The 23788-nt window shown below is 42.7% G+C and carries 17 protein-coding genes; 5 read left to right on the top strand and 12 right to left on the bottom strand.

All coding sequences use genetic code 11. The features are described 5' to 3' along the window. Window positions 1-551: 551 nt before the first annotated feature. Window positions 552-2465: a stalk domain-containing protein gene (locus C400_RS0125540; RefSeq protein WP_017428694.1), complete on the bottom strand. Its 1914-nt coding sequence runs from the start codon at window positions 2463-2465 to the stop codon at window positions 552-554. A 48-nt stretch (window positions 2466-2513) separates the two neighbouring features. Beyond that, entirely contained in the window at window positions 2514-3746 is a 1233-nt protein-coding gene (locus C400_RS0125535; RefSeq protein ID WP_017428693.1) for a S1C family serine protease, read from the bottom strand. Window positions 3747-4103: 357 nt separating this feature from the next. On the opposite strand from C400_RS0125535, the gene C400_RS0125530 reads away from it, so the two are divergent. After that, entirely contained in the window at window positions 4104-5729 is a 1626-nt protein-coding gene (locus tag C400_RS0125530; protein ID WP_016822965.1) for a nitrite/sulfite reductase, read from the top strand. Between the two features lie 117 nt (window positions 5730-5846). Here C400_RS0125530 and C400_RS0125525 read toward each other — a convergent pair whose 3' ends face one another. The 3 genes from C400_RS0125525 to uvrB all read right to left on the bottom strand — a co-directional run bounded on the left by C400_RS0125525 (window position 5847) and on the right by uvrB (window position 12492). Further along, window positions 5847-7058, bottom strand: coding sequence for a hypothetical protein (locus C400_RS0125525; RefSeq protein WP_017428692.1), 1212 nt, complete (start codon window positions 7056-7058; stop codon window positions 5847-5849). 411 nt (window positions 7059-7469) lie between these two features. After that, the gene (uvrA, locus tag C400_RS0125520; protein WP_016822963.1) at window positions 7470-10331 is read right to left on the bottom strand and encodes an excinuclease ABC subunit UvrA; all 2862 of its coding nucleotides are present in this window, start codon (window positions 10329-10331) and stop codon (window positions 7470-7472) included. A gap of 169 nt (window positions 10332-10500) precedes the next feature. Further along, window positions 10501-12492: an excinuclease ABC subunit UvrB gene (uvrB, locus tag C400_RS0125515; RefSeq protein WP_013373322.1), complete on the bottom strand. Its 1992-nt coding sequence runs from the start codon at window positions 12490-12492 to the stop codon at window positions 10501-10503. Between the two features lie 208 nt (window positions 12493-12700). Between uvrB and C400_RS0125510 the strand changes: the two genes are divergently transcribed. Together C400_RS0125510 and C400_RS0125505 are read left to right on the top strand one after the other, a co-directional pair. After that, window positions 12701-13528: a flagellar motor protein gene (locus C400_RS0125510; protein WP_016324776.1), complete on the top strand. Its 828-nt coding sequence runs from the start codon at window positions 12701-12703 to the stop codon at window positions 13526-13528. Beyond that, window positions 13512-14327 carry a flagellar motor protein MotB gene (locus C400_RS0125505; RefSeq protein ID WP_016822962.1) on the top strand — a complete coding sequence of 272 codons (816 nt, stop codon included), beginning with the start codon at window positions 13512-13514 and terminating at the stop codon, window positions 14325-14327. Before C400_RS0125510 ends, C400_RS0125505 begins: the two co-directional genes overlap by 17 nt. Before the next feature lie 232 nt (window positions 14328-14559). Here the strand turns inward: C400_RS0125505 and C400_RS0125500 are convergent, their stop codons facing one another. From C400_RS0125500 to C400_RS0125485, 4 genes are all read right to left on the bottom strand, one after another. Continuing rightward, on the bottom strand, window positions 14560-14787 hold the full coding sequence (locus C400_RS0125500; protein ID WP_016822961.1) for an aspartyl-phosphate phosphatase Spo0E family protein: 228 nt from the start codon (window positions 14785-14787) through the stop codon (window positions 14560-14562). Between the two features lie 205 nt (window positions 14788-14992). Next, window positions 14993-16420: a DNA-binding protein gene (locus tag C400_RS0125495; protein ID WP_016822960.1), complete on the bottom strand. Its 1428-nt coding sequence runs from the start codon at window positions 16418-16420 to the stop codon at window positions 14993-14995. Window positions 16421-16968: 548 nt separating this feature from the next. Beyond that, window positions 16969-18366 carry a helix-turn-helix domain-containing protein gene (locus C400_RS0125490; RefSeq protein ID WP_016822959.1) on the bottom strand — a complete coding sequence of 466 codons (1398 nt, stop codon included), beginning with the start codon at window positions 18364-18366 and terminating at the stop codon, window positions 16969-16971. Between the two features lie 42 nt (window positions 18367-18408). Then, window positions 18409-19806, bottom strand: coding sequence for a helix-turn-helix domain-containing protein (locus C400_RS0125485; protein WP_017428691.1), 1398 nt, complete (start codon window positions 19804-19806; stop codon window positions 18409-18411). Between the two features lie 297 nt (window positions 19807-20103). On the opposite strand from C400_RS0125485, the gene C400_RS0125480 reads away from it, so the two are divergent. Then, window positions 20104-20679, top strand: coding sequence for an RNA polymerase sigma factor (locus tag C400_RS0125480; protein ID WP_017428690.1), 576 nt, complete (start codon window positions 20104-20106; stop codon window positions 20677-20679). Beyond that, entirely contained in the window at window positions 20651-21793 is a 1143-nt protein-coding gene (locus C400_RS0125475; RefSeq protein WP_017428689.1) for a DUF4179 domain-containing protein, read from the top strand. The genes C400_RS0125480 and C400_RS0125475 overlap by 29 nt, the downstream gene beginning before the upstream one ends. Window positions 21794-21849: 56 nt before the next feature. On the opposite strand, the gene C400_RS0125470 is transcribed toward C400_RS0125475, so the two are convergent. The 3 genes from C400_RS0125470 to C400_RS26380 form a co-directional block, all read right to left on the bottom strand. Continuing rightward, window positions 21850-22212 (bottom strand): hypothetical protein, encoded by a 363-nt coding sequence (locus C400_RS0125470; RefSeq protein ID WP_017428688.1) that lies wholly within the window; start codon window positions 22210-22212, stop codon window positions 21850-21852. A gap of 69 nt (window positions 22213-22281) precedes the next feature. Continuing rightward, on the bottom strand, window positions 22282-22608 hold the full coding sequence (locus tag C400_RS0125465; RefSeq protein ID WP_017428687.1) for a hypothetical protein: 327 nt from the start codon (window positions 22606-22608) through the stop codon (window positions 22282-22284). A gap of 127 nt (window positions 22609-22735) precedes the next feature. Then, window positions 22736-23788, bottom strand: a 1053-nt coding sequence (locus tag C400_RS26380) for a hypothetical protein (protein ID WP_017428686.1), incomplete at its 5' end; no start/stop codon positions are given.

Raw genomic sequence — 23788 nt, 5'->3', positions numbered from 1 at the left:
AACATCGTAAAACCAATCAATACGTCATTATTATAAATCAGCTCTAGATAAAAACCCATCCAAAAACTGACATTCCGCAATTGAGTAAAGGTTAGATACCATAAACCTTTGTTGCTCAGGGCTCGGTTGAAGTTCAGCACATTCTACCCAATTACTTTTGTCGACTGCCTTTAGCGTAATTATTTTCGGATTCCCCCTATACTTCACCTTCCATTTTTTCTTATTACCAAAGCTTACTGACCTTGCCGCACGAAACAGCAGATGTTAAAGCTAGGTCGTATTATAGCAAAAAGGCAGAATAAGCCTCGTAAAAGTAGCAGCCTTCGCTCTTCCCTGCTTACTTCACTCTTTAAAAGGTTGGAGAATTTGGCGGTGGCCAGCGAAGCGGGCCATTTGAATCCGAAGAAGCGCGAGCGTTCGCCTTTGACCTGGGATTCTTACTATTCAATCCTTACACAATCCAAGAATCCCGGGTCAACAGCGATCGTAGGATCAAATGGCACGCGTAGCCTCTTCCCACTACAACTCACTGATCTTTTACCCACACCTTCTTACTTCACAAAATTAAACGAATTCAGCGTCGAATCCAGTGCGTTGGACTGTACACCCGTGTTGTTCGCATCGTTTAATGTCGTTGTTACGGTATATGTTTTACCGTTATGCTCCAGAACGATTTGGCGACCTGTATAACCGATGCCTTCCTCCACACGGTGGAATGTAAAGGACACTGCCGGCACACCAGCAAATGTTACATCCTTAACTTCCTCCACTTTAAGGTTTTTATAGTTCTTGGCTTGCTTATCATAGAAGTCCTTAAGCTGGGATACCGTTAATTCAAAGGATTGGTCGTTGTCGATTTTGATAGAAAAACGCCCTCCGGTAAATTGATACTCTATATCGCCCAATTCAAATTGATCGCTAACCGCGGTCCAATACCGTGGGATATTTACTGTATATTCATATGCTTTAGACGTCTTTTTGATCGTTTTCGTTTTGTCCGCCAGATAGTCATCCTCTTCCAATTGTCCAAAGTTATTCGCTACCGTTTGGAAATCGATTTGAAGCGAAGAAATGAGCGCGTTGAACTGGTCATTTCCCTTGCTTACCTTTTCAGGCACTGCGTATTCAGCCAGGTAGCGATATCCATTTTGCTGAATCAGCACATTGTACTCCTTGACCCATCCATCCCCAAAATTATAGCGGTACTCCTGTACTAATCCCTGAACACCTGCAACCTCCAGCGGGTACGTCTTTTGTGCCTCGTATGCTGTGGACACAAATGAATCGCTCAGCCATTTTTGCAGTTGCTGACCCCAGTTTTCCAATTTTCCATCTGCTGGAGCAGAGGTGATTTTCATGTGGAAGCTTGATCCGTCATTGCTTTCATACTGCATTCGTTGGTCGTCCATTTTCCAGCCTGCGGGTATTTTGAGTGACACACCGTAATCTGGATTCCCGGCCTCACGTGTGCCTCCTACTACAGTGGACAAGTCTTTAATACTTTTATCCTGTGCATTAAAAGAGGTTTTAAATGAGTTCAACAGTCCAGCATACTGGGCCAGATCTTTATAGTTCGTTGCTTTAGCATCGGAAAAATAAACGACATACAGTCGTCCGTTGTCATAGTACTGACGATTTTCCCACAGTACGCCGTCCCCATCCTTCGTAATAACACGAGCATAAGGCACTTTCGCTTTCGGGAAGGATTTTCGGTCCACTACAGTTTCTCCCGTTTCCTTGGCTGCCTGCACCAATTGTTGCAACAAATCGTCTGCATTCAATGGAACCGGCTGTAATGCTGTGTGTACTTCCATATAGTATGCACTGTTCTCGTCCATAAATGTGGAAATACTCTCATCTCCACCCCCCTGACCGATAACGAGTCCTGTTGGATAGTTCATGGACCAATCGTAGTAACTATTCCCGATCTGCGTCTTGCCCTCATCATTATCAATGTTCGGTGATTCTTCTGCTACCGTGCCCGCCTCTTCTTGGGCTTCCATCCGAATGATGATTCCTGCGCCATTCTTCTCCATCTTACCGCCCAGTCCTTCTGCTACTTGACGCAAAGGCACCATGAGGATTCCTGACGACATTTCCGGTGGAGCCGGAAGTGTCACCTTGTGTCCTCTCACCCAGGCTGTACGACTACCGATCGTCAGCGATACAACGTGAGTGCCGCTGGTGATCTTAACCACATTATCTTCAGCTAGGCGAATTTTGCTGTTAAATGCCTTTTTAAACACACCAGCCGGAACCATCAGTGCTCCACTTTTGGAATAGGGTTTCGTAATATTCGCATTTTGGCCGTTCACGATGGCTGTATTGCTGCCGCTTTGCAGACGCAATTCCAATATGTTTTTATCTTGATCTGCTGCAACTGCTGGTAAAGCGGTAAGCAGAAGGGACAATGCGACAGCGCCGACCCCCAGCTTACGCATCATTTTTCTTTGCATATGCTTCACAGTAAATCTCCCTTTAGCTTTATTTTATAGATTGATGAGCCGTTATCTTCACTTTCCAGTAGCTGGCTCTGATGCTTCCTTCGAAGGCGCTACGCCGTCATCTACAGCAGCTCCTGATTCATTCGAGTCTTCAAGATCTTCTCCAGACTGAATGGAATCATAAATTTCACCAGTATCCTGTGTCAGTACCAGCTTGCGCTTCACAATATCACCGTCCGATTGCATAAGTACACTCACCGTTTGGCCCGGTTGATAGTTTTTAAGCAGCTCATTGACATCAATGGCGGAAGCTACACGCTTGCCGTTAATACTGTACAGCTCATCGCCTTCCTTGATTTTAACCTGTACGGCACTGGCTGAGGTGACTTTTGTGACTTTCAAAGGGTCCTCAGTAGGTAATCCAACGATAGCTGACCAGCTCTCTTCAAGCCCTAGGCCAAGACTAGCACGCCGAACCTCACCATATTTGAAAAATTGATTGATGACATATTTCACTGTATCCGCCGGAATCGAAAAGCCCATATTTTCAATTCCGACCGCTGAGAACTTCATTGTATTGATCCCGATAACCTCGCCCTTGAGATTGACCAGCGGACCACCGCTGTTACCAGGGTTGATCGCGGTATCACTTTGAATGAGACGATACGCAGCGTTGACACCACGGTTCAGCCCGCTAACAACACCTGAGGTTGCCGAGTTACGAAGTGAAAAGGAGATCGGCGTACCGATAGCTACTACCTGCTCGCCTACCTGTAAACTATTCGTAGAAGCTGCAAAGGTAGCAGGTTTAAGACCGCTTGCCTTAATTTTAATCAACGCCAAGTCACTGATCGGATCGCTGTAGCTGTCGATGATTCCGTAAGATTTTCCGTCCGAGGTTACAACTACGGCATCACCTAATCCTTCGATTACATGCGCGTTCGTAACAATCCATCCATCTGCCCGAATGATGACACCCGTGCCGTGAGCCAGGTTGTATCGGTCTCCCCCTGCTACGGTCTCTCCTGTCGCAGAACGGCCAATGATGCCGACTACCGAAGGAGATACATTTTTAACGACCTGCGGCACACGATCGGCCGATAACGTATATGTACCATTTGCGCTGTTATACGCGCCGCTGGTTCCTAATGCTTTATTCATATCACTTACGTTAACATAGACCCCGCCATTAATGACCTTGGCCTTCAACGCAGCTCCACTGCTGGCTGCACCTGCCGTTCCAGAAACACATAGAGCGCTGCCCAAAGCCAGCACAGCTACCCTTTTCCCCATCTTACGCATATACTCACCATTTCCTCTCTAACATGACCCTGTTCTATCAGTTAGTCCAAATCTACCATAGAGGGGACACGCATACAATCGCTTTAAGCCCTATCTTTTTCTAAAAAAGCGCCGTTTGCCACATCCCTATCCTCTCATACTATTTATATTATAAATTTTCCAAATCCTTATATCAAAAAAATAAGCAAAAACAATAAAAAATCGTTATACCCTTTGGACCATTCCTTCGTTTACGGGCATAACCAACTATGATACCATCACATTATATCTTAGTTATATTGTCGGAAATAAAAAATCGTGAGTTCTATATCCAAAATCTCAAGTATAAATAAGACACATGAAGGAGGTTAAAAAAGGATGGCCTATGAACCAATCTGGAATGCTCATCCCGATAAGCTTAACAAGTTTGAGTTAGTCAAGCTGGAAAAGGATGGTCTCGACGTTATACGTACCATCATCGAAAGCTATGCACACAAAGGGTATGACTCGATCTCTGCGGACGATATGGACCGATTCAAATGGGCTGGGGTTTACCAGCAAAAACCCAAGGATGGTCATTTCATGATGCGCGTCCGCATCAATACAGGGATCATGACTTCAGCCCAGGCACGTGCCTTAGCGGACATCTCCGCACTGTACGGGCGCGATCTTGTGGATGTCACCACCCGTCAGGCGATTCAATTTCACTGGCTGACCGTTGAAAGCTTGCCGGATATTTTCGAACGTCTGGAAAAGGTTGGTTTGTATTCCTTTGAAGCCTGTGGGGACTGCCCTCGTACCATTGTCGGCAATCCGCTGGCTGGCATTGATCCTAATGAACTGGTGGATACTCAGGAGATTGTAGATGAAGTAAACCGCTTTTTCTTATTGAATCGCGACTTTTCCAATCTTCCGCGCAAATATAAAATGTCCATCTCCAGTAATACGTACAATAATGCACAGGCTGAAATTAACGACCTGTCCTTCACACCGGCAACCAAGATCCTTAACGGAAAAGAAGTGGTTGGCTTCCATGTGATGGTTGGCGGAGGACTATCCGCCAAGCCGCATTTGGCACATCCGCTGGATTTGTTTGTCCGTCCTGAGGAAGTACTGAAGGTTGCTATTGCTGTCACCACCATCTTCCGTGATTACGGCTATCGGGAAAAACGGCACCATGCCCGTCTGAAATTCCTTGTTGCCGATTGGGGCCCAGACAAATTCCTGGCCAAGCTGACTGAGTACACTGGCGAAATGCCGGGACGAGGTGAAGATAAAACCATTGGCTGGCAAGCCGCCTATTTTGACGGTATACATCCCCAAGCCCAAGAAGGTCTGAACTATGTCGGTCTGAACGTACCTGTTGGTCGCCTCAGTGCTGACGAGTTGCATGAACTGGCCGACCTGGCTGACCGCTACGGTGATGGGCAGATTCGTACCACGATGTCGCAAAATATTTTGCTGAGCGGTGTGCCGGATGATCAAGTAGATGAGCTACTAAAAGCTCCCGTGCTGCAACGCCTGACACCACAGCCCAAGCATTTTATGAGCCGTACAGTATCTTGCACAGGAAATGAGTTTTGCAATCTGGCGATTGTGGAAACGAAAAAGCGAGCGATTGACGTTGCCGAGTATTTGGATCAGCACGTACAATTGGATGAAAAGGTGCGCATCCATTTTATTGGTTGCCCGAATTCCTGCGGTCAAAAGCATATTGCCGACATTGGACTGCAAGGCTCGCTCCTTAAGACACCTGAAGGCATGGTTGACGCGTTCGACATCGCTGTCGGCGGGGCACTTGGAGCAGATGCCCAGTTCAACAAGGCACTCAAAGGCCGCGTGCGTGGCGATCAGGTTGGTCCTGTATTGGCAGAGCTTATTCTGTTTTACAAAGAAAATAGGATTGCTGGCGAAAGCTTTTATGCGTATGTACAGCGTGTAGGCATTCCGTCTTTCCAAGAGAAGTTGTCTGCCATTTTACAGTCCAGCCACGTTGCATCCTAGACATAAAGCCCATTAACAGCCTGCTTGTATTTTATATACAAGCAGGCTGTTTCTTATGCCACACCACAGTGCCATACCTACTTGCTACTTCTTCGATTTCATAAAAAAGACACCGGATTACTCCGGTATCAATATTTTCGCAAAATCGAGTACTATTGGCTTCTGAGCGCCTGTTGTAGATGTCACCACCGCGTAGCCTGAAGGAATCTTATATATCAATCCCGTATCATATCGGATGCCGAAGGAGTTATCTTCCTTATAATGAGTCTTCGTTTCCCACACCTTCGTGCCGTTTCCTTTTAAGCCTGTGATAGTAATGCCATGCATCTTCGTGGTTTTACCCAGTGGATCATATTGATCACTGAACTGGACATACAACTGCTCCTCAGGCAGATACACCCGGTCAGCGGCATAGTCCTCTGTATTACTAAACAATTGCAGACCATTACTTAACACCTGGGTACGCTTGCTGTTTCCTTTAAGCCCTGTTACAGCAATATGACCGCTGGACAACTCACGCACCGCGGCAATTTCCTTACCTGATCCTAAGTCTAGATGGACATCACGGATATTACGACCATACACATCGGCTTGTACCCCCACGGGACCATCTGAGCTGTTCAAAAGCGCATAATATCCATTGTGACTGCCAACCAGCCAACCTGAGGTCACCCCGGCCGTCGTCCGATTCCATTGTATGTCGCCATCTTCTGTGTATTTGAGTACAGTGAATGACTGATCCGCAAGGTTCAATGAGGAGACTAGAAAACTGCCATCCTCTAGTGGCTCCAGTCCTACCTGGGAACCCTGCCCTTGGGAGATCAAGCCATCAGTCGGTAATGTTTTGGACCACAAGGGGTTTCCATCCGCGTCCAATCGTGACGCCTGCAAATCCCGCATTCCGTTCGGTTGGGTATAATCAATCAGAAACAGCAAGCCACCATCTGATGTCTCCCGCTGGACTCCCCTGCTGCTTGTTCCAGGTTGTACACTCAGGTCCTGCTGGTGTTTCCATACAGTCTCCAGAGAACTGTCCAGCTTGCCATACGTGACGTGTACCACACTTGCTTCTGTAACGTCCTCGACGTTCAGCATTAAAAACCCACCCTTTGCAGCGGGCTGAATATAATTGTGAGCGTTTTCTGAATCTTTAATAGTTCCAATCGCTGCACTGGTCTCGATCTCGGCTTGTATGGGCGCATACGCCTCGGACACCTCGGAGGCATAGGACGGTGCAGCACTATAACCCAATAACCATGCCGCTATAGTGACTCCTGCTGCCCATGAGTATACACGTGTACGTAGAACTCTACTTTGCTTAATCTTCAAACGTTCCAGCTCCCTTCATGACTTCCTCAGAGATGTGGTATAAATCTTAGATGTGATATAACTATAGACGGTTTCGCTTCAACTAGTAATGGTTGTCACGGGGCACGGAACTTCGTATGATGCTAGATAATCATAAGTTATATATTAACCTCTTCAAGCCCGAGCCTAAACATCCAAAACTCTAAAAATTTAGAGATTACTCAGAGACTTTCTGTCGATGAATATACATATAGATTTATTATTCCAGCGCTTGGTAAACTATGTGTCACTTGCTTTAACGCAGGAATTTAATAAAAGTTTTCTTTTTTTACAAAAAAAAATAAACCCTGCCAACGGGAAAGCATAAATACGCTAATTCGTATTCTGCCTTCCTGCCTGTGCAGGGTTTCTAAAACATACACTAAATAGTATCTAAAGATCGACGGTCTGGAGCGCTTGGCTGCGCTGTGTATCCCGTTCAAGGATCGGCTTTAAGTATCGGCCTGTATAGGATTCTTCGACTTTTACGAGTTGTTCTGGTGTCCCGGTAGCCAAGATCGTTCCACCGCCGCTTCCGCCTTCAGGCCCCAGATCAATCAGGAAATCGGCTGTTTTAATTACATCTAGATTATGCTCAATAACCAGCACCGTTTCTCCCGAATCAACCAAACGATGCAGCACCGTCAACAATCGGTCAATATCGTGAACATGTAGACCCGTTGTCGGCTCATCCAAAATATAAATGGTTTTACCTGTGCTGCGACGATACAGTTCGGAAGCCAGCTTCACACGCTGTGCCTCACCACCGGACAAAGTAGTCGCTGGTTGACCCAACTTGATATACCCCAAACCTACATCCATCAGCGTCTGAATCTTGCGATGAATCTTCGGGATATTTTCAAAAAATGCTGTTGCATCTTCTACCGTCATCTCCAGCACATCAGCAATACTCTTCCCTTTATACTTAACCTCAAGGGTCTCCCGATTATAGCGTTTGCCTTTGCACACTTCGCAGGGTACGTACACATCGGGCAGAAAGTGCATTTCAATCTTGATGATGCCGTCGCCTCTGCAAGATTCACATCGGCCTCCCTTAACGTTAAAGCTAAACCGACCTTTCTTGTAGCCTCGAACCTTAGCCTCGTTCGTCTGCGAGAATAAATCACGGATATCATCGAACACACCGGTATAAGTCGCAGGATTGGAACGCGGTGTACGGCCGATTGGCGATTGATCAATCTCAACCACCTTTTCGATATGCTCTAGCCCGCGAATTTCTTTATGTTGACCTGGACGTACTCTCGCACGGTTCAGATCACGCGCCAGCGTTTTGTACAAAATTTCGTTGACCAGCGTCGATTTCCCAGACCCGGATACGCCAGTGACAGCCGTGAAAACACCCAATGGAATTTTGACATTCACATTTTTGAGATTGTTCTCCTTGGCTCCGCGAATCTCCAGCCACTTATCTGCAGGCTTGCGCCGCTCGGTATTGACCGGAATAAACTTACGCCCGCTCAAATATTGACCGGTCAGGGAATTAGGATCTTCCATAACTTCCTGTGGGGTCCCCTGTGACATGATCATCCCGCCATGGATTCCGGCTCCTGGCCCAATGTCAATGATATAATCTGCCGCCATCATCGTATCTTCGTCATGCTCCACCACGATCAACGTATTGCCTAGATTCCGCATATGTTCCAATGCACTAATCAGGCGGTCATTATCTCGCTGATGCAACCCGATACTTGGCTCGTCCAAAATATAAAGCACACCCATCAGACTGGAACCGATCTGTGTCGCCAATCGGATACGCTGTGCCTCCCCGCCGGACAACGTACCTGCTGCACGGCTTAAAGTCAGGTATTCCAGACCAACGTTAACGAGGAATCCCAGTCGGCTGTTAATTTCCTTTAAAATGAGGTTGGCGATCGACTGCTCTTTCTCACTCAGCTTCAGTGTATGGAAAAATTGAGAAGCCTCCCCGACAGACAAAGCTGTCACATAAGCGATATTACGCTCTTGAATCGTTACTGACAGGCTTTCTTTTTTCAGTCGGTGCCCCTTACAGGTGTTACATGGCTTTGCACTCATAAAGCCTTCAATAAATTCACGTATTCCCTCAGAAGCCGTATCACGGTAGCGACGCTCCAGGTTCGGGATAATGCCCTCAAAGGTCACATAGGCTTCCTTACGTTGACCAAAATCATTTTCATAGCGGAAACGGATCTTCTGGTCACCTGTTCCGTGCAAAATAAGATTCATTTGTTCTGACGTCAATTGGCTTACAGGAACGTCCTGCGGAATACCGTAGTGTTCGCATACGGACTGTAAAAATTGAGGATAATAAGTGGAAGTTCCTCCACTCCATGCCTGGAACGCCCCATCTTCTACACTTTTTTCTGGATCGGGTATGAGCAGATCAGGGTCAACCACCATTTTAACTCCTAGCCCATCACAATCTGGACAAGCACCAAACGGACTATTAAAGGAGAACATCCGGGGAGACAGCTCATCTATGCTAAAACCGCAAATCGGGCACGCAAAGTTGGAGCTAAATCGCAACTCCTCTTGCCCTATAATATCTACAAGCAACTGTCCGCCTGAAAGATTCAGTGCCGTCTCAATAGAGTCGGACAGACGCGCACGTACATCTTCCTTGACTACAATCCGGTCTACGACCACTTCAATCGAGTGCTTCTTGTTCTTCTCCAGTTCAATCTTCTCAGACAATTCACGCAGTTCGCCATTCACACGTACCCGTACAAAGCCCTGCTTGGCTATATCAGTGAACAGTGTCTTATGCTCACCTTTGCGGCCGGATACCAATGGAGCCAGGATTTGCAGCCGTGTCTTTTCAGGATACTGCAAAATGCGGTCTACCATCTGTTCGACGGTCTGTGAAGTGATTTCAATGCCATGTTCAGGACAATGAGGATGACCTACTCGGGCAAATAACAACCGCAAGTAATCATAGATTTCTGTAACTGTTCCGACCGTAGAACGAGGATTCCGACTTGTCGTTTTTTGGTCAATGGAAATGGCAGGTGACAGGCCGTCAATCGAATCGACGTCCGGTTTCTCCATTTGCCCGAGGAATTGACGGGCATACGCAGATAATGATTCCACATACCGCCGCTGTCCTTCCGCATAGATCGTATCGAAAGCCAGTGATGATTTACCTGAGCCGCTAAGCCCTGTCAGGACAACGAACTTGTCCCGCGGAATCGTCACGTCAATATTTTTGAGATTATGCGCGCGTGCGCCTTTGATGATGATGCTTTCATTCGCCAAATGTTTCATCTCCTTAGCCGTAATTCACGTCATCCTATATCGCGTTGGATTATCCGATGGAAGTGATATATCGCAAAGAGAACGACCACATCGGCCGTCCTCACTATTTCTTAAAAGCAATCAAACATTCTATTATCAATATGTTGTGCTTCTAGCTTATTCCCAATGTTTAATCAGCCCGCAATTCCAGCAAAGCATCACGCAACTCGGCGGCCCGTTCGAACTGTAGATTCTTGGCCGCATCCTTCATTTCTGCTTCTAGGCGCTGAATGAGGGATTGACGCTCCTTCTTGGAAAGTTTACCCGTCTCATTAGGAAGGTAATCATTCTTGGACTCTGCCGTCTTGGTTGCTTCAATGACATCACGTATCTTTTTACGGATGGTTTGCGGGGTAATCCCATGCTCTTCATTGTATTGAATTTGAATCGCACGGCGACGTTCCGTTTCCTTAATCGCTTTATCCATAGAATCGGTAATCTTATCGCCATACATAATAACACGTCCGTCACTATTCCGCGCTGCCCGTCCGATCGTCTGAATCAGAGAGCGCTCAGAACGCAGGAAGCCTTCTTTGTCCGCATCCAAAATCGCAACCAGCGATACTTCCGGCAAATCGAGACCTTCCCGCAACAAGTTGATCCCGATCAGCACATCGAAGGTTCCCAGACGAAGATCCCGCAAAATGGCCATCCGTTCCAAAGTCTTAATCTCGGAGTGCATATACCGAACCTTGATGCCCACTTCTTTTAAGTAGTCTGTCAAATCTTCAGCCATTTTCTTCGTGAGTGTAGTGACCAGTACCCGTTCTTCACGTTCTATGCGCTGACGTATTTCATTAATGAGATCGTCAATCTGCCCTTTGCTCGGACGCACCTCAATAATAGGATCAAGGAGACCGGTAGGACGGATAATCTGCTGCACCATCGTATCGCATTTTTCCATCTCATACGGGCCTGGAGTAGCCGATACATAGATAATCTGATTCACTTTGTCCTCGAACTCCTCGAACTTCAGCGGACGGTTATCCAAGGCAGATGGCAAACGAAAACCATGTTCAACGAGAACATTTTTACGCGCCTGGTCCCCGTTATACATCGCACGAATTTGCGGCAATGTAACATGAGATTCGTCGATGACGATCAGCATATCATCTGGAAAATAATCCAACAGTGTATATGGTGTTGCTCCACGCTCGCGGAATGTCAGTGGACCCGAGTAATTTTCGACACCGGAACAAAAGCCAACCTCTCTCATCATCTCGATATCATAGCGGGTACGTTGCTCCAAACGTTGCGCCTCTAACAGCTTCCCTTGCTCCTTCAGCTCTGCTAACCGCTCTTCTAGCTCACGTTCGATATTGACCAGTGCTACCCTCATCGTATCCTCATGAGTAACGAAGTGAGATGCCGGGAAAATGGCGATATGTTCACGTTCACCGATCAATTCACCTGTAAGCACATTAATTTCGGTAATCCGTTCAATTTCATCTCCGAACAGTTCTACCCGTATCGCGTTTTCTCCATGGGAAGCCGGGAATATTTCAACAACATCCCCCCGTACACGGAAAGTACCCCGCACGAAGTTGATATCGTTCCGCTGATATTGAATATCGACCAAGCGGGACAAAATCTGGTTGCGGGGTTTCTCCATGCCGACTCTAAGCGAGAGCAGCAAGCTTGAATATTCTTTCGGGGAACCCAAACCATAAATGCAAGAGACACTCGCTACAATAATAACGTCACGACGCTCAAACAGAGAGCTTGTGGCTGAGTGGCGAAGTTTATCAATCTCCTCATTGATGCTGGAATCCTTCTCAATATACGTATCGGAAGAAGGGATGTACGCTTCCGGTTGGTAGTAATCATAGTAGCTGACAAAATAATCAACTGAGTTGTTTGGAAAAAATTCTTTAAACTCACTTGCCAGTTGAGCAGCCAAGGTCTTGTTATGCGCAATAACCAGCGTAGGCCGATTCAGCTTGGCAATGGTCTGAGCGATGGTATACGTCTTACCTGTTCCCGTAGCACCCAATAGAGTTTGATGCTTCTTTCCTTCTGCAATTCCCTCTACCAATTCAAAAATGGCCTGGGGCTGATCGCCTTGAGGTTGGAATTCCGACTGAATTTCAAAAGTCTTATCGCTAACAACGATATCACTCATTGCCCTGCATCACCCTTATCGTCTAAAATGGAAACATCATGTTTTTACACCAATCGAGCTTTAACGTCTTTGCCTGTAATTCTATGTCGATATTTCCCGAGCAATGATACTTGGGAAATATGGTTGAATAAGAATGTTTGTTCCCGTATTATACCTCTTTCTTACCGTGGATGCAAACGATAAGTCTTGAATAGGAGTGAATTAAATTTTGGATATCACCATCGTATTGGGCATCATCGCCGGAATCATAGCATTAATCGGTGGCTTCTTATGGGAAGGCGGCGAATTCACAGGGCTGCTACAAGGCACATCAGCTCTGATTGTATTTGGCGGAACTTTCGCCGCAGTTGTAATCAGTTACCCTGCCTCCAAGCTGAAGACGATACCCACCGCTCTGCGGATGGCTTTTAGTCGTGAGGACAATCCTACGGAGCAATATATAGAAGATTTGGTTTCCATGGCCGCCACCTCCCGCCGATCCGGTGTGCTTGCGTTAGAACGTATATCATCGGAGCATCCGAATGCATTTTTGCGGGAAGGTCTTCAACTCGTTATTGACGGCACTGAACAGGAACAGATCAAACAAATTTTAGAACTAGAGCTAGATGCTATTGGGCACAAACATGAGGGGTACGCCAAAATATTTGAATCGGCAGGCGGCTATGCCCCTACGATGGGGATTATCGGTACGGTCATGGGTCTGATCCATGTACTAGGCAGCTTAACCGAACCTACTGCGCTCGGGCCGTCGATTGCTGTGGCTTTTATCGCAACACTATACGGCGTTGCTAGCGCCAATCTGATCTTTCTGCCCATCGCGTCCAAAATAAGAGCAGCCAGTGAAAGTGAAATTATCACAATGGATTTGCTGCTGCAAGGTATTCTGGCTATTCAAAACGGAGAGAACCCTAAGCTTGTACGCAAGAAGTTGGAGTTCTTTATCCGCTCAGAGCAAAATATAGATCGCAAACCGCCTCGTCGCTCACGTACAGAGAGCGCTACTCCAAAGGAGGACTTCCATGAGAGTGCGCGCTAAGCGTCGTGGGCGTCAAGGTGGCGGTGGAGACCAACGAGATCGATGGATGATTACCTATGCCGATCTGATCACCCTGCTGCTCATTTTCTTCGTCGTGATGTATGCCATGAGCAGTCTGGATGCTAAGAAATACGATGTCGTTGTTCAATCCCTTCAGGATACGTTCCACAAGGGAGATTCTATTTTGGAGCAAGGCTCGGGCATTACGGGTACTGCCGATCGTTACACCAGCAAGAACCCACCCGCGACCAAGCAACCGGCCTCTAATAAAAAAGAAGCGGGATCAACCAAGCTCACCGAGCGTGAACAAGCATTTCGCAAGCAGGAAAAAGAACTGCAAAACCTAATGGGTGTCATCCAGGAATATATTACGGACAACAAGCTACAAAATCAGATTTTCGTATCCGATCAACCACGTGGCATTGTCATTACGCTGAATGACCGCTTTCTATTCGACCAAGGCAGAGCGGCACTCAAGCAGGGTTCTGCAAACACGTTATCCAAATTAGCTAGTCTATTTCGAGATTTGAAAACACCGATTAGTATTGAGGGGCATACGGACAACATTCCATTCACGCGTTCCTCTAACTCATCGACCTACAAGGACAACTGGGAGCTTTCCGGCGCTCGGGCACTGTCTGTACTCCGGTTCTTTATCGACCGAGAGCAGCTATCCCCCTCAGGATTCCAGTATGCGGGTTATGCAGATACCCGTCCGGTTGGTGACAATAGCACCGAAGCAGGGCGACAAAAAAACCGCCGTGTCGAAATCACTGTGCTGCGTCAGCTCCAGCAGTAAAACCCAAAAACCTCCCGAGTCACGCCATAACGTGAATGGGGAGGTTTTTTTGAGCTGTATCCTCATGTTACATGGCTTCCGCTCTGATGTAGACGCAGAACAATAAACTGTACGAACAACGTGGATAAGGGCGGCGTACGAGATGTAATAGAGATTATTTTGTTTATGCTATATCTCACTATGTATAGAAGCCAAGGTGAAGTTAGGTTTTATCTTGTTATGATGCTTGATGTTAATAAGATAGGACGAGCTCGTGTTGCTTCTCTTGGATCTGTGAACTTTGGGGTACGCTCTGTTGTCTACGATAGCTATATTTCCAATCACTGTACTTATTAAGGAGCCGATCCAACTCCATAGACTTGGTCAACACCCGTCGATCCTTCAATCCCACCTCTTTCGCCAAATCATTTAATTCTTTTCGCTTTTCTTCGATGCACTCCTCCAATTGTTGCCATTTCACATCAATAAACCTCCTGTTCGGTGTGGTATTTACATTAGTTTACAGGCTGATACCTTCCCCACAGGTTAAAAATATAATAAAACCCATTTCATCCCTTTAACGGAATAAATCAAAAAACCAGCCTTACCAAGACTGGTTTTTTGATAACTATTAACCGCCCATCCCATGGCCAAACACAATAATGTTATGAGAGTATTCTAAAAAGCTAAAAAGCCCTATTATTAGAATGAACCTCAGGTTTTTTACTCGCACTTATCAAGACCTCCTCCATGATACTTTCATATTCTGATATTTGGTCTTTTGTTGCCTGCGCTCTAAATTTCCCGAATATTGCTGTGCAGATCATAAACTTTTCTTTGTTATTGATTTGAAGACATTTTCTCAAGCATTTTAAAACATAATAAATACCATTTTCATAGGAATAGCTATTAAACATATATATTGTTAGTTGATAACAAAAATCAGCATACGTATGATAACTAAATGATTGTTCATAATAACTGGTTTCCATAGATAATTCATCATTAAATGAGTTTATTTCGCGGGAAAATTGTTGGAGGATATTTTCAATTAAAAAACCATGCTTGTTAGCCGACTCTACTATCGTTAATAACCCTAATAAAATTTCCGGTGGGTTATTTTTTAAAAATTGAATATATATTGGCAAACTACCTGTATCGCCCATAAGAATTTTCAAGTTAAGCTGATTAGCATTTGCCCAAAGGGTGAACTTTTGTACTTCTTTTTGTCCAATCTCTCCTAAATTCTCAAACCAACTCAAATCGGCATAACCAGAAATATACTTCATTGCTTCCTCATACTTCTCTTGTTTTTCCAGAGCATTACCCTTTATTAAGTAACCTTGACCATAGTAGACCACTAAATGTCTCTCAGTTTTCAATGTAACATTCTTTTTATTAGTTTCTCTGCTCCTACAAACAATAGTTGCAAGCGCTCTTAATTCATCTGCATAACGCTCTGTTTCTTTCCATTGATGCAAGTTGAAATAAAGATTTGACAGTTTAAGCAGACCATCTAAATGGTACTCTAAGGGTACCCGATTTCTAAAGGGTACAAATCTTAGTGCAGCCTCCAATCTTTTTTCCATACTTTCACTAACAGAGATTGAAAAAATTCTATAATGACTAATTGCCAACCTCTCTGAATGTTGGTATTTTTCATTTTCTATGACACACTCGTAAAAAGGAATTGCCTCTTTTAACTTTCCTTCTTCATAAAGCTCCTCTGCCAAAGTAAAGATTGTTGGAATGTGGTTAAGATCTTCCATTAAGCGTGAGAGCACTTTCTCCACGCATTGCAGGTTTCCTACTTCAACACAGCGAATAAGGAACGGCTTAACTCTTTTCCAATGTGGTCTTCCATCATAAAAACATTCATCCACATACAGGTCATACAACCAGTCTTCGGGATAATTAAGCGCTTTAGTGATCAAGTCCATTTGTCGTACGGAGATAGGCTTGGGCGGATTCCCGTTAAGCATAGCACTAAAAATGCCTCGGTTTAGACCCGTAGCTTGTCCAAAACTATTAAAAGTATAGCCACCAAGTTTTAATTCTTTCTCAATTTCCGAACGAATCGTGGTTGCATTTTCCAATAAAAACACCCCCGGCATATTCAGATGATTTTAAAAATCACCCTCCTCGACAATCAATTACAATATACTAGAAATTATATGAATAAATTGGATGTTGGTCAACCCTTTATTCTACACCATTTCAATATATTATGGAATTTAATGTGTATAAAAAATCCGCTAATCCTAAAAAAGTGTGTTGTTAGCAGAAGTGTCTAATTCAACAGATTCCTATATTAGCAAGTTAGAGTGTGGCGAAACAATATACAAACTAAAATTTTGGAGAAAATAGCCGATAGACTGGGCTCAAACGTATACCCTTTTTTTAACTTCAATCCTTGATGAAGAACTTAAAATTCAGCTCTGGATATGGGAATGCATTTATATTCTTTCACAGCAGAGTGAAGCGGACTAAAATAAAAGCTTATCGCATTTTAAAAGAACTGTTTACGTTAGAAAGTGAGCTCGATGATTTCAAAGGCAAGGGATAGGTTTAATAATGTCTCAATAAGCTATATATTCTACGAAAAATAAAAAAGGCTACTCTTTTCTACTTATTAAGTAGAAAAGAGTAGCCTTTTGGTAGTTTAAGGAATCATCTGGTTTGCATTATACTGTACTTCTTCAAGCAATTTTTCATATTCCTCGCGTTGTCCGTTCGTGGAATGATCTTTATACTTCTCAAATAATAGTGTAATAGACTTGATATAGTAGGCTTTATCATTCAATTGAGAAGATGCTTTGAAGCTTTTCAACATAACATCCATGGCTTTCAAATAAGCTCCTGTATTGAAATAATAACGACTAAGCTCAAGAAAAAAACGAGAATAAGTAATCAGATTATAATTCGTATGATAGTAAGAAATATTGGTATTTAATTCTTTGAATTTATCAATTTTTTCAGCAAAGAGAGTTAAGATTTCATCTATTGGATAATTGTAAACATTAGCTGACTCAACAATAGTCAATAGTCCATGTAATATCTCCGGCGGATTATTTCTAAGAAGCTCAACATAGGCTGGTAAGCTTTCCATTTTCCCCATTAGGATTTCCAGATTTAACTGGTTTGCTTTCGCCCACATTTTAAATTTTTCTGCCTCTATTCTCCCTATATCGTCCAGATCTTCAAACCCAGATAAATCTGCGTAATAAGGAATAAAAGTCAGGGCCTTCTGATATAATCCTTGTTTCTCGTAGGCATTTCCTTTTAATAAAAAGGATTGACCATAATACACGACTAAACGTCTTTCTGTGTTTAGTGGCTTAACTTCACGACTCTTCAATTTTTCTCTGACCTGCTGTTGATAGATATTCGTAGCTAGTACTCTTAGTTCTTCAGCATACTGGATAACCGTCCCACAATCATCAAGTTGAAAATAGGCATTAGCCAATTTTAATAAAGCATCTAATTGGTAATTATCGGGGAGTTTCCTTCGAAACGGAGCAAATTTTATAGCTTGTTGACGATTATTCTCCAGATCTTTGTTTAAAGAGCAAGAAAATAGCCTATACTGGCTGACAGCCAACCGCTCTGAGTGGTAATATCTTTCGTTTTCTATCACACACTCGTAAAAAGGGACAGCTTCGTTTTCCTTCCCACCTTCATGCAGTTCTTCTGCAAACTCAAATACCGTCGACACATACGACAAATCCTCCGTTAGTCTCGACAATACCTTTTGAATACACTCCTTCCTCTCCAATTCCACACAACGCAATAAAAAAGGCTTGATCCGTTTCCAGTGCCCTTTCCCCTCGTGAAAGCATTCATCTATGTACAGCTCATACAGCCAGCCTTCGGGATACCCTAATGCCTTGGTAATTAGGTCCATCTGCCGGACGGAGATCGGCTTGGGTGGGTTACTGTTAAGCATGGTACTGAATGTACCACGGTTAATACCGGATATTTTACTAAAGCTGCTAAATGTATATCCCCTTTGCTTTAGTTCGGTTTCTATTGTCGAGCGAATCGTAGGTGTATGCTCCATTTCAATCCCCCCTTTATGGTCGTATAACAAATAAATATTAGTTTAGGGAACCATTTGCTTCATACCATAACGCACTTCTTCAAGCACTTTTTCATACTCTGTAAGTTGTTCATGGGTAATATGACCTATTAGTTTTTCGAATAACAAGGTTACTCCCTTAATAAAGGTACTCTTTGTGTTTAACTGAGTGGATACCCTCAGGCTTTTTATTATATTTTCAATAGCTTCTGAGTATCTACCTGTGTTGAAATAGTAACGCGCAAGTTCCAGATACAAGCGGGAATAATTCCATAAAAGAGTACTTATTTGATAGTGTGACGGTGCTGAGACGAATTTCTTATAATCAGCAATTTCATCAGAAAAAACATTTAAGACATTTTCTAAAGAGAAATTATACTTGTTTGCCGACTCTATAATGGAAATCAGACCATGAGAAATTTCTTGGGGATTTTTCTGTAAAAGCTCAACATAAGCTACTAAGCTGCTGACATCTCCAATTAAAACTTTTAGATTAAGAAGATTAGCTTTGGCCCATAATTGGAGCATTTTCACCCCTTGTAGGCCATTTTCATCCAATCCCTCAAACCAGGACAAATCTTCATAATAGGGAATGAATTTTAACGCCTCTTCATACATTCCTTGATTCTCCAATGCATTCCCATGCAATAAATATCCTAGACCATAGTAAACGACAAGAGGCTTCTCACTATTGAAGTTATCCGGATTCCTATTTTTCGAACAACTATAAACTTGTTGATGATAGACACTTATAGCCGATGTCCGAAGTTCTTTCGCATACTTTATCGCATTCTCCCAATTACTTGTGTTAAAATAAACATTTGTTAACTTCAATAATCCATCCAACTGGTAATTCTCTGGCAAGCTTTTGCGGAATGGATCAAATTTAATAGCAGCCTTCAAGCTGCTCTCTAAATCTTCAGTAAGAGAGTAACAAAACAATCTATATTGGCTAATCGCCAGCCGCTCTGAGTGGTAATATCTTTCGTTTTCTATCACACACTCGTAAAAAGGGACAGCTTCGTTTTCCCTCCCACCTTCATGCAGTTCTTCTGCAAACTCAAATACCGTCGACACATAGGACAAGTCCTCCGTTAGTCTCGACAATACCCTTTGAATACACTCCTTCCTCCCCAACTCTACACAACGCAATAAAAAAGGTTTGATCCGTTTCCAGTGCCCTTTTCCCTCGTAAAAGCATTCATCTATGTATAACTCATACAACCAGCCTTCGGGATATCCTAATGCCTTGGTAATCAAGTCCATCTGTCGAACGGAGATCGGCTTGGGTGGGTTACTGTTCAGCATGGTGCTAAATGTACCACGATTAATACCGGATATTTTACTAAAACTGCTAAATGTATATCCTCTTTGCTTTAGTTCGGTCTCTATCGTCGAGCGGATCGTAGGTGCATGTTCCATTTCAATCCCCCTCAATATAGTTGCAGATATATCGTAAGTCATACTTGACATGTGATTTCGGTCGTAAGAACTTCATTTCATTACAAAATAATTAAAATAGTGAAATATATGGTCTATAGAATCATTTTATTTTATGATGCCTTAGAAAGAAGCCTTTTTTTTACGAATTCCGTGATAATTGAAAAGTTGAATGAGGTACATCTGGAGAACCATTAAAAGCAAACTTTAAGTTTTTTTTATTTGAATGTCACAAATGCATATCTTTTTCAGTTATATAGGCAGAAGGGAGGGACGTTAATGGAAAAGCTAAATACAAATAATCAAAATGCAGATATCAATCTTGTCATAGAGCAGGTCCAAACAGGCGACAAACAAGCATACACACATATCATACGACGTTATCAACAACAGATCTTTTTATACTGCTACTATTTACTTAAAAATCGGGAAGAAGCGGAAGATGCTGCTCAAGAAATATTCATTAGAGGGCTAGAACATATACATCATTTTGTACCTACCGTCTCTTTTTCAGCTTGGCTTTACAAAATCGCTCAAAATCACTGTACTGACTTATTAAAAAGAAACGCTAGATCATTCAAATCCTTCATTCAGTACAAACTGAATCTAAAGCAACAGCCAATGCACGAATATACAAATTTAATTCACGAGTTACTGGACCAGCTATCATTAAAAGATCGTCAAATTTTATTACTACGTTCGCTTGAGGATTACAACTACGAAGAGATTGCTACAATTATGGGGCTAAAATCATCCACGATCCGAAAAAGATATGAGCGACTCCGTAAAAAGCTAATCAACTACAATGAAAAGGGAGGAAAACAAATTGAGCACTCATTTAAACCCGGAAGATAAAGAAATTGAGCACTTACAAAAGCTTATTCGGAATACCCCTTTCCAAGTGGATTTAATTGATAAAACTATGGAACGCTATAGTAATAAGAAAACAAGACGCTATAAGCAATCTAGCTCTCGTTCAAAAAGGGTTCGTAATACCCTTTTCGGAACCTCCGCTGCACTTGTAGTAACGTTTGCACTTGTCATTAGTACTGGATTTATTTCACCAACAATGGCTTCGTCCTTAAAACAAATTCCAGGTATAGATTCTATATTCCAGCTTGCTGGTGATCTTGGTTTACAAACAGCAGACGAAAAAGGACTAGTATCAAAGCCGAATCTTAGCGATACTCACGATGGCCTGACTCTCAGCGTACCAGAGGTTATGTTTGACGGAACACGTGTATCCATTGCCTTAGAACGACAAACCACTGACAAAAGATTTTTAAACACTGAATTACCCTTATTACTTGATGACTTAATATTTTTTATTAATGGAAAAGAAATCAACTCTTCTTATGCGCCTGCAAACACTACTAACTCTATTGACCCATATATGATACCTGGAAAAAATAAAAACTCAACTATTATACAGTTTTCAGATTTACGTAACCAAGGGGGTGAATCTTTCCCAGATAAGTTTGATTTAACAATTTCCATGCCTGTCTCTGGTATTAAGCAACCCTTCAAAATAGAAATTCCAGTGGAAAAAAACACAAAAAATAACCTAACTTTTACGCCATCCCTTAAGCGAAAGTATAAAAACATCGACTATACTCTGGAAAAGATTGAGATCACGCCGATTACAACCAGCATCACAACTCGCATAAAGCTACCTGACAATTTAAAAATTTCTTCGTCACTTCCTTTTTTGAGTTATGAAATTTACGATGACAAAGGAAAGCAACTAAATTTTATAAGCAACAACGGTTGGAGTGCTACGGATGGAAACGTTCTGATAAGTGATTCACGTTTTGAACCTTTCACCTCTCTACCCAAAGCAATTACTATAAAGGTCTGCAAAACTATCTTAAAAAAGGATGATAAGAGTAAATTTGAACTAGACAAAGATGGAAATCCGAAAATAGAGTATTTCCCTGATCTGGAGATTACTTACCCGATTAATCCATGATAATAAATAAGTGAAGGAAGTGAAGCGTACTTCACCTCCTTCACTGCATATAAATACTATCTTTCAACCTTAAAAGTATAAACTCCAAGTTTGTCTCCATTAGATTTAAAGGCTTCAACCTGAGCTGTACCATAGCCAATCATCTTAGCTTTATTTCCATGAAGTTCGACAACATCACTTCCATACAAAATCATCCAGTTAGAACCATCCATTTTATACGTGCTACCTATTCCTAAACGAAGTGGAGGAGTATCCTGCTTTGTAATGGGCGCTTTTTCTCCTTTTGCAAGTTCAAAAGTTACCGTAACTTTTGCTGGGGTTACAGCTGATGCCGTTGAACTTACTGGTGAAGCGGAGGCTACTCCCCCTAAAGATAAAGCTAACGCAGAAATTGATAGTGCTAAGATTGCTTTTTTCATTTGTCATTTCTCCTCTTTAATTTTTTTCCTTTACTCAATAAAATCTATAATTATTATGCTGGGTTTAATTTACATAACATTTACTTGAATTGTCTTGATAAAAATACCTGAACTATTAAATACTTTCACGTTAGCCGTTCCATAGTTCATACCTTTAATTATAGATTTACTTTCGCTCACTAAAACTCCATTGTTGCTGACAATGACCAAGGAGTAGTCTTCAAGTCGAAGATACCCTCCTTTGGGTATTTTGTATAAATCTTGAATTGATGTAGTGCCTAATGCATTCTTTCCCTGATAATTGTCAAACGTTAAAGTACTTCCCGAAGCAAACACCGAACTACTAAGCGATAAAGCAAGTACACAGATTGCTAAAACTGAAACTATTTTCTTCATTTTCCCATCTCCTTTCTTCTAATTTAATCCCATTATAATTCTTGATGTGCTACAACCAGCAATGAAATAAACATATCATTTCTTTTTTTACAAAATTATCAATAAAAAAACAACCTCGAAGGTTGGCCTAATCTGACTGCATATGATCTTGAAGAATCTCAATCGAAATTGGAGGCTTAAACCAATTCCTCTGCTGGGATAATGAAAGATAACTGAGCGTATCCTCTTGCCCTTTTAGTATTCTTCCACGTCTGTGATGGTAAATGGCAAGCTGATACATGTAACAATAATAATAGGTCAATTGTTTAACATCATCAGATTCCTGTAATCTCTTAATTTGCTCAGAATACTTATCAATAATAGAGTCTACATCGAAATTATATTTATTAGCAGTTTCAAGTATAGTTACAAGTCCAGAATGAATTTCTTCAGGGTGATTTTCGAGGAAAGTTATATACGCCGGAAGTATATCTCTCTTGCCTAAGAGTAAATCTAGAGTATAAGAGTTGGCTTTAGCCCACACACGAAATTGCTCCACATCAGCTTCACCTTCTGAATCAAGTCCTTTAAACCAACTTAGATCAGCATAGCCTTCAAGCTCTGCCCTCGCCTCCTTAATGAGTCCTTTCTTTTGCAAAGCTGTTGAGACAGAAAGGAAGCCGTAGCCATAGTAAAATACCAAATTTCTCTCTGCACGCAACCGTGTAGTTGTTCTTCTTTTTTCCTTCGTTATTTGCTGATTTCTATAGATTACATAAGCTAGTTTCTTTAGTTCATGGCCGTACTTTTCTACCTCATCCCATTTGTGTAAGTAAAAATATATATTTGTGATTTTATGAATCGCCTCCAGCTGATAACGCTCAGGAAGCAAATTACGATAAGGTATAAATTCTAATACTAACTCAAGGCTTTTTTCCAGGTCAGACATTGTATATGCTTTAAATCTTTTGTATTGGCTTATGGCCAACCGCTCCGAATAACGATATTTTTCATTTTCGATCACACACTCGTAAAAAGGGAAAGATTCATTTTCCTTGCCTGCTTCGTGTAGTTCTTCTGCAAGCTCAAATATCGTCGGCACATAGGACAAGTCTTCTGTTAGTCTCGACAATACCTTTTGAATACACTCCTTCCTCCCCAACTCCACACAACGCAGTAAAAAAGGCTTGATCCGTTTCCA

It is taken from the genome of Paenibacillus sp. ICGEB2008 (assembly GCF_000307675.1).
Classification (GTDB): Bacteria; Bacillota; Bacilli; order Paenibacillales; family Paenibacillaceae; genus Paenibacillus; species Paenibacillus polymyxa.
This window is presented reverse-complemented; position numbering and strand designations above follow the sequence as displayed.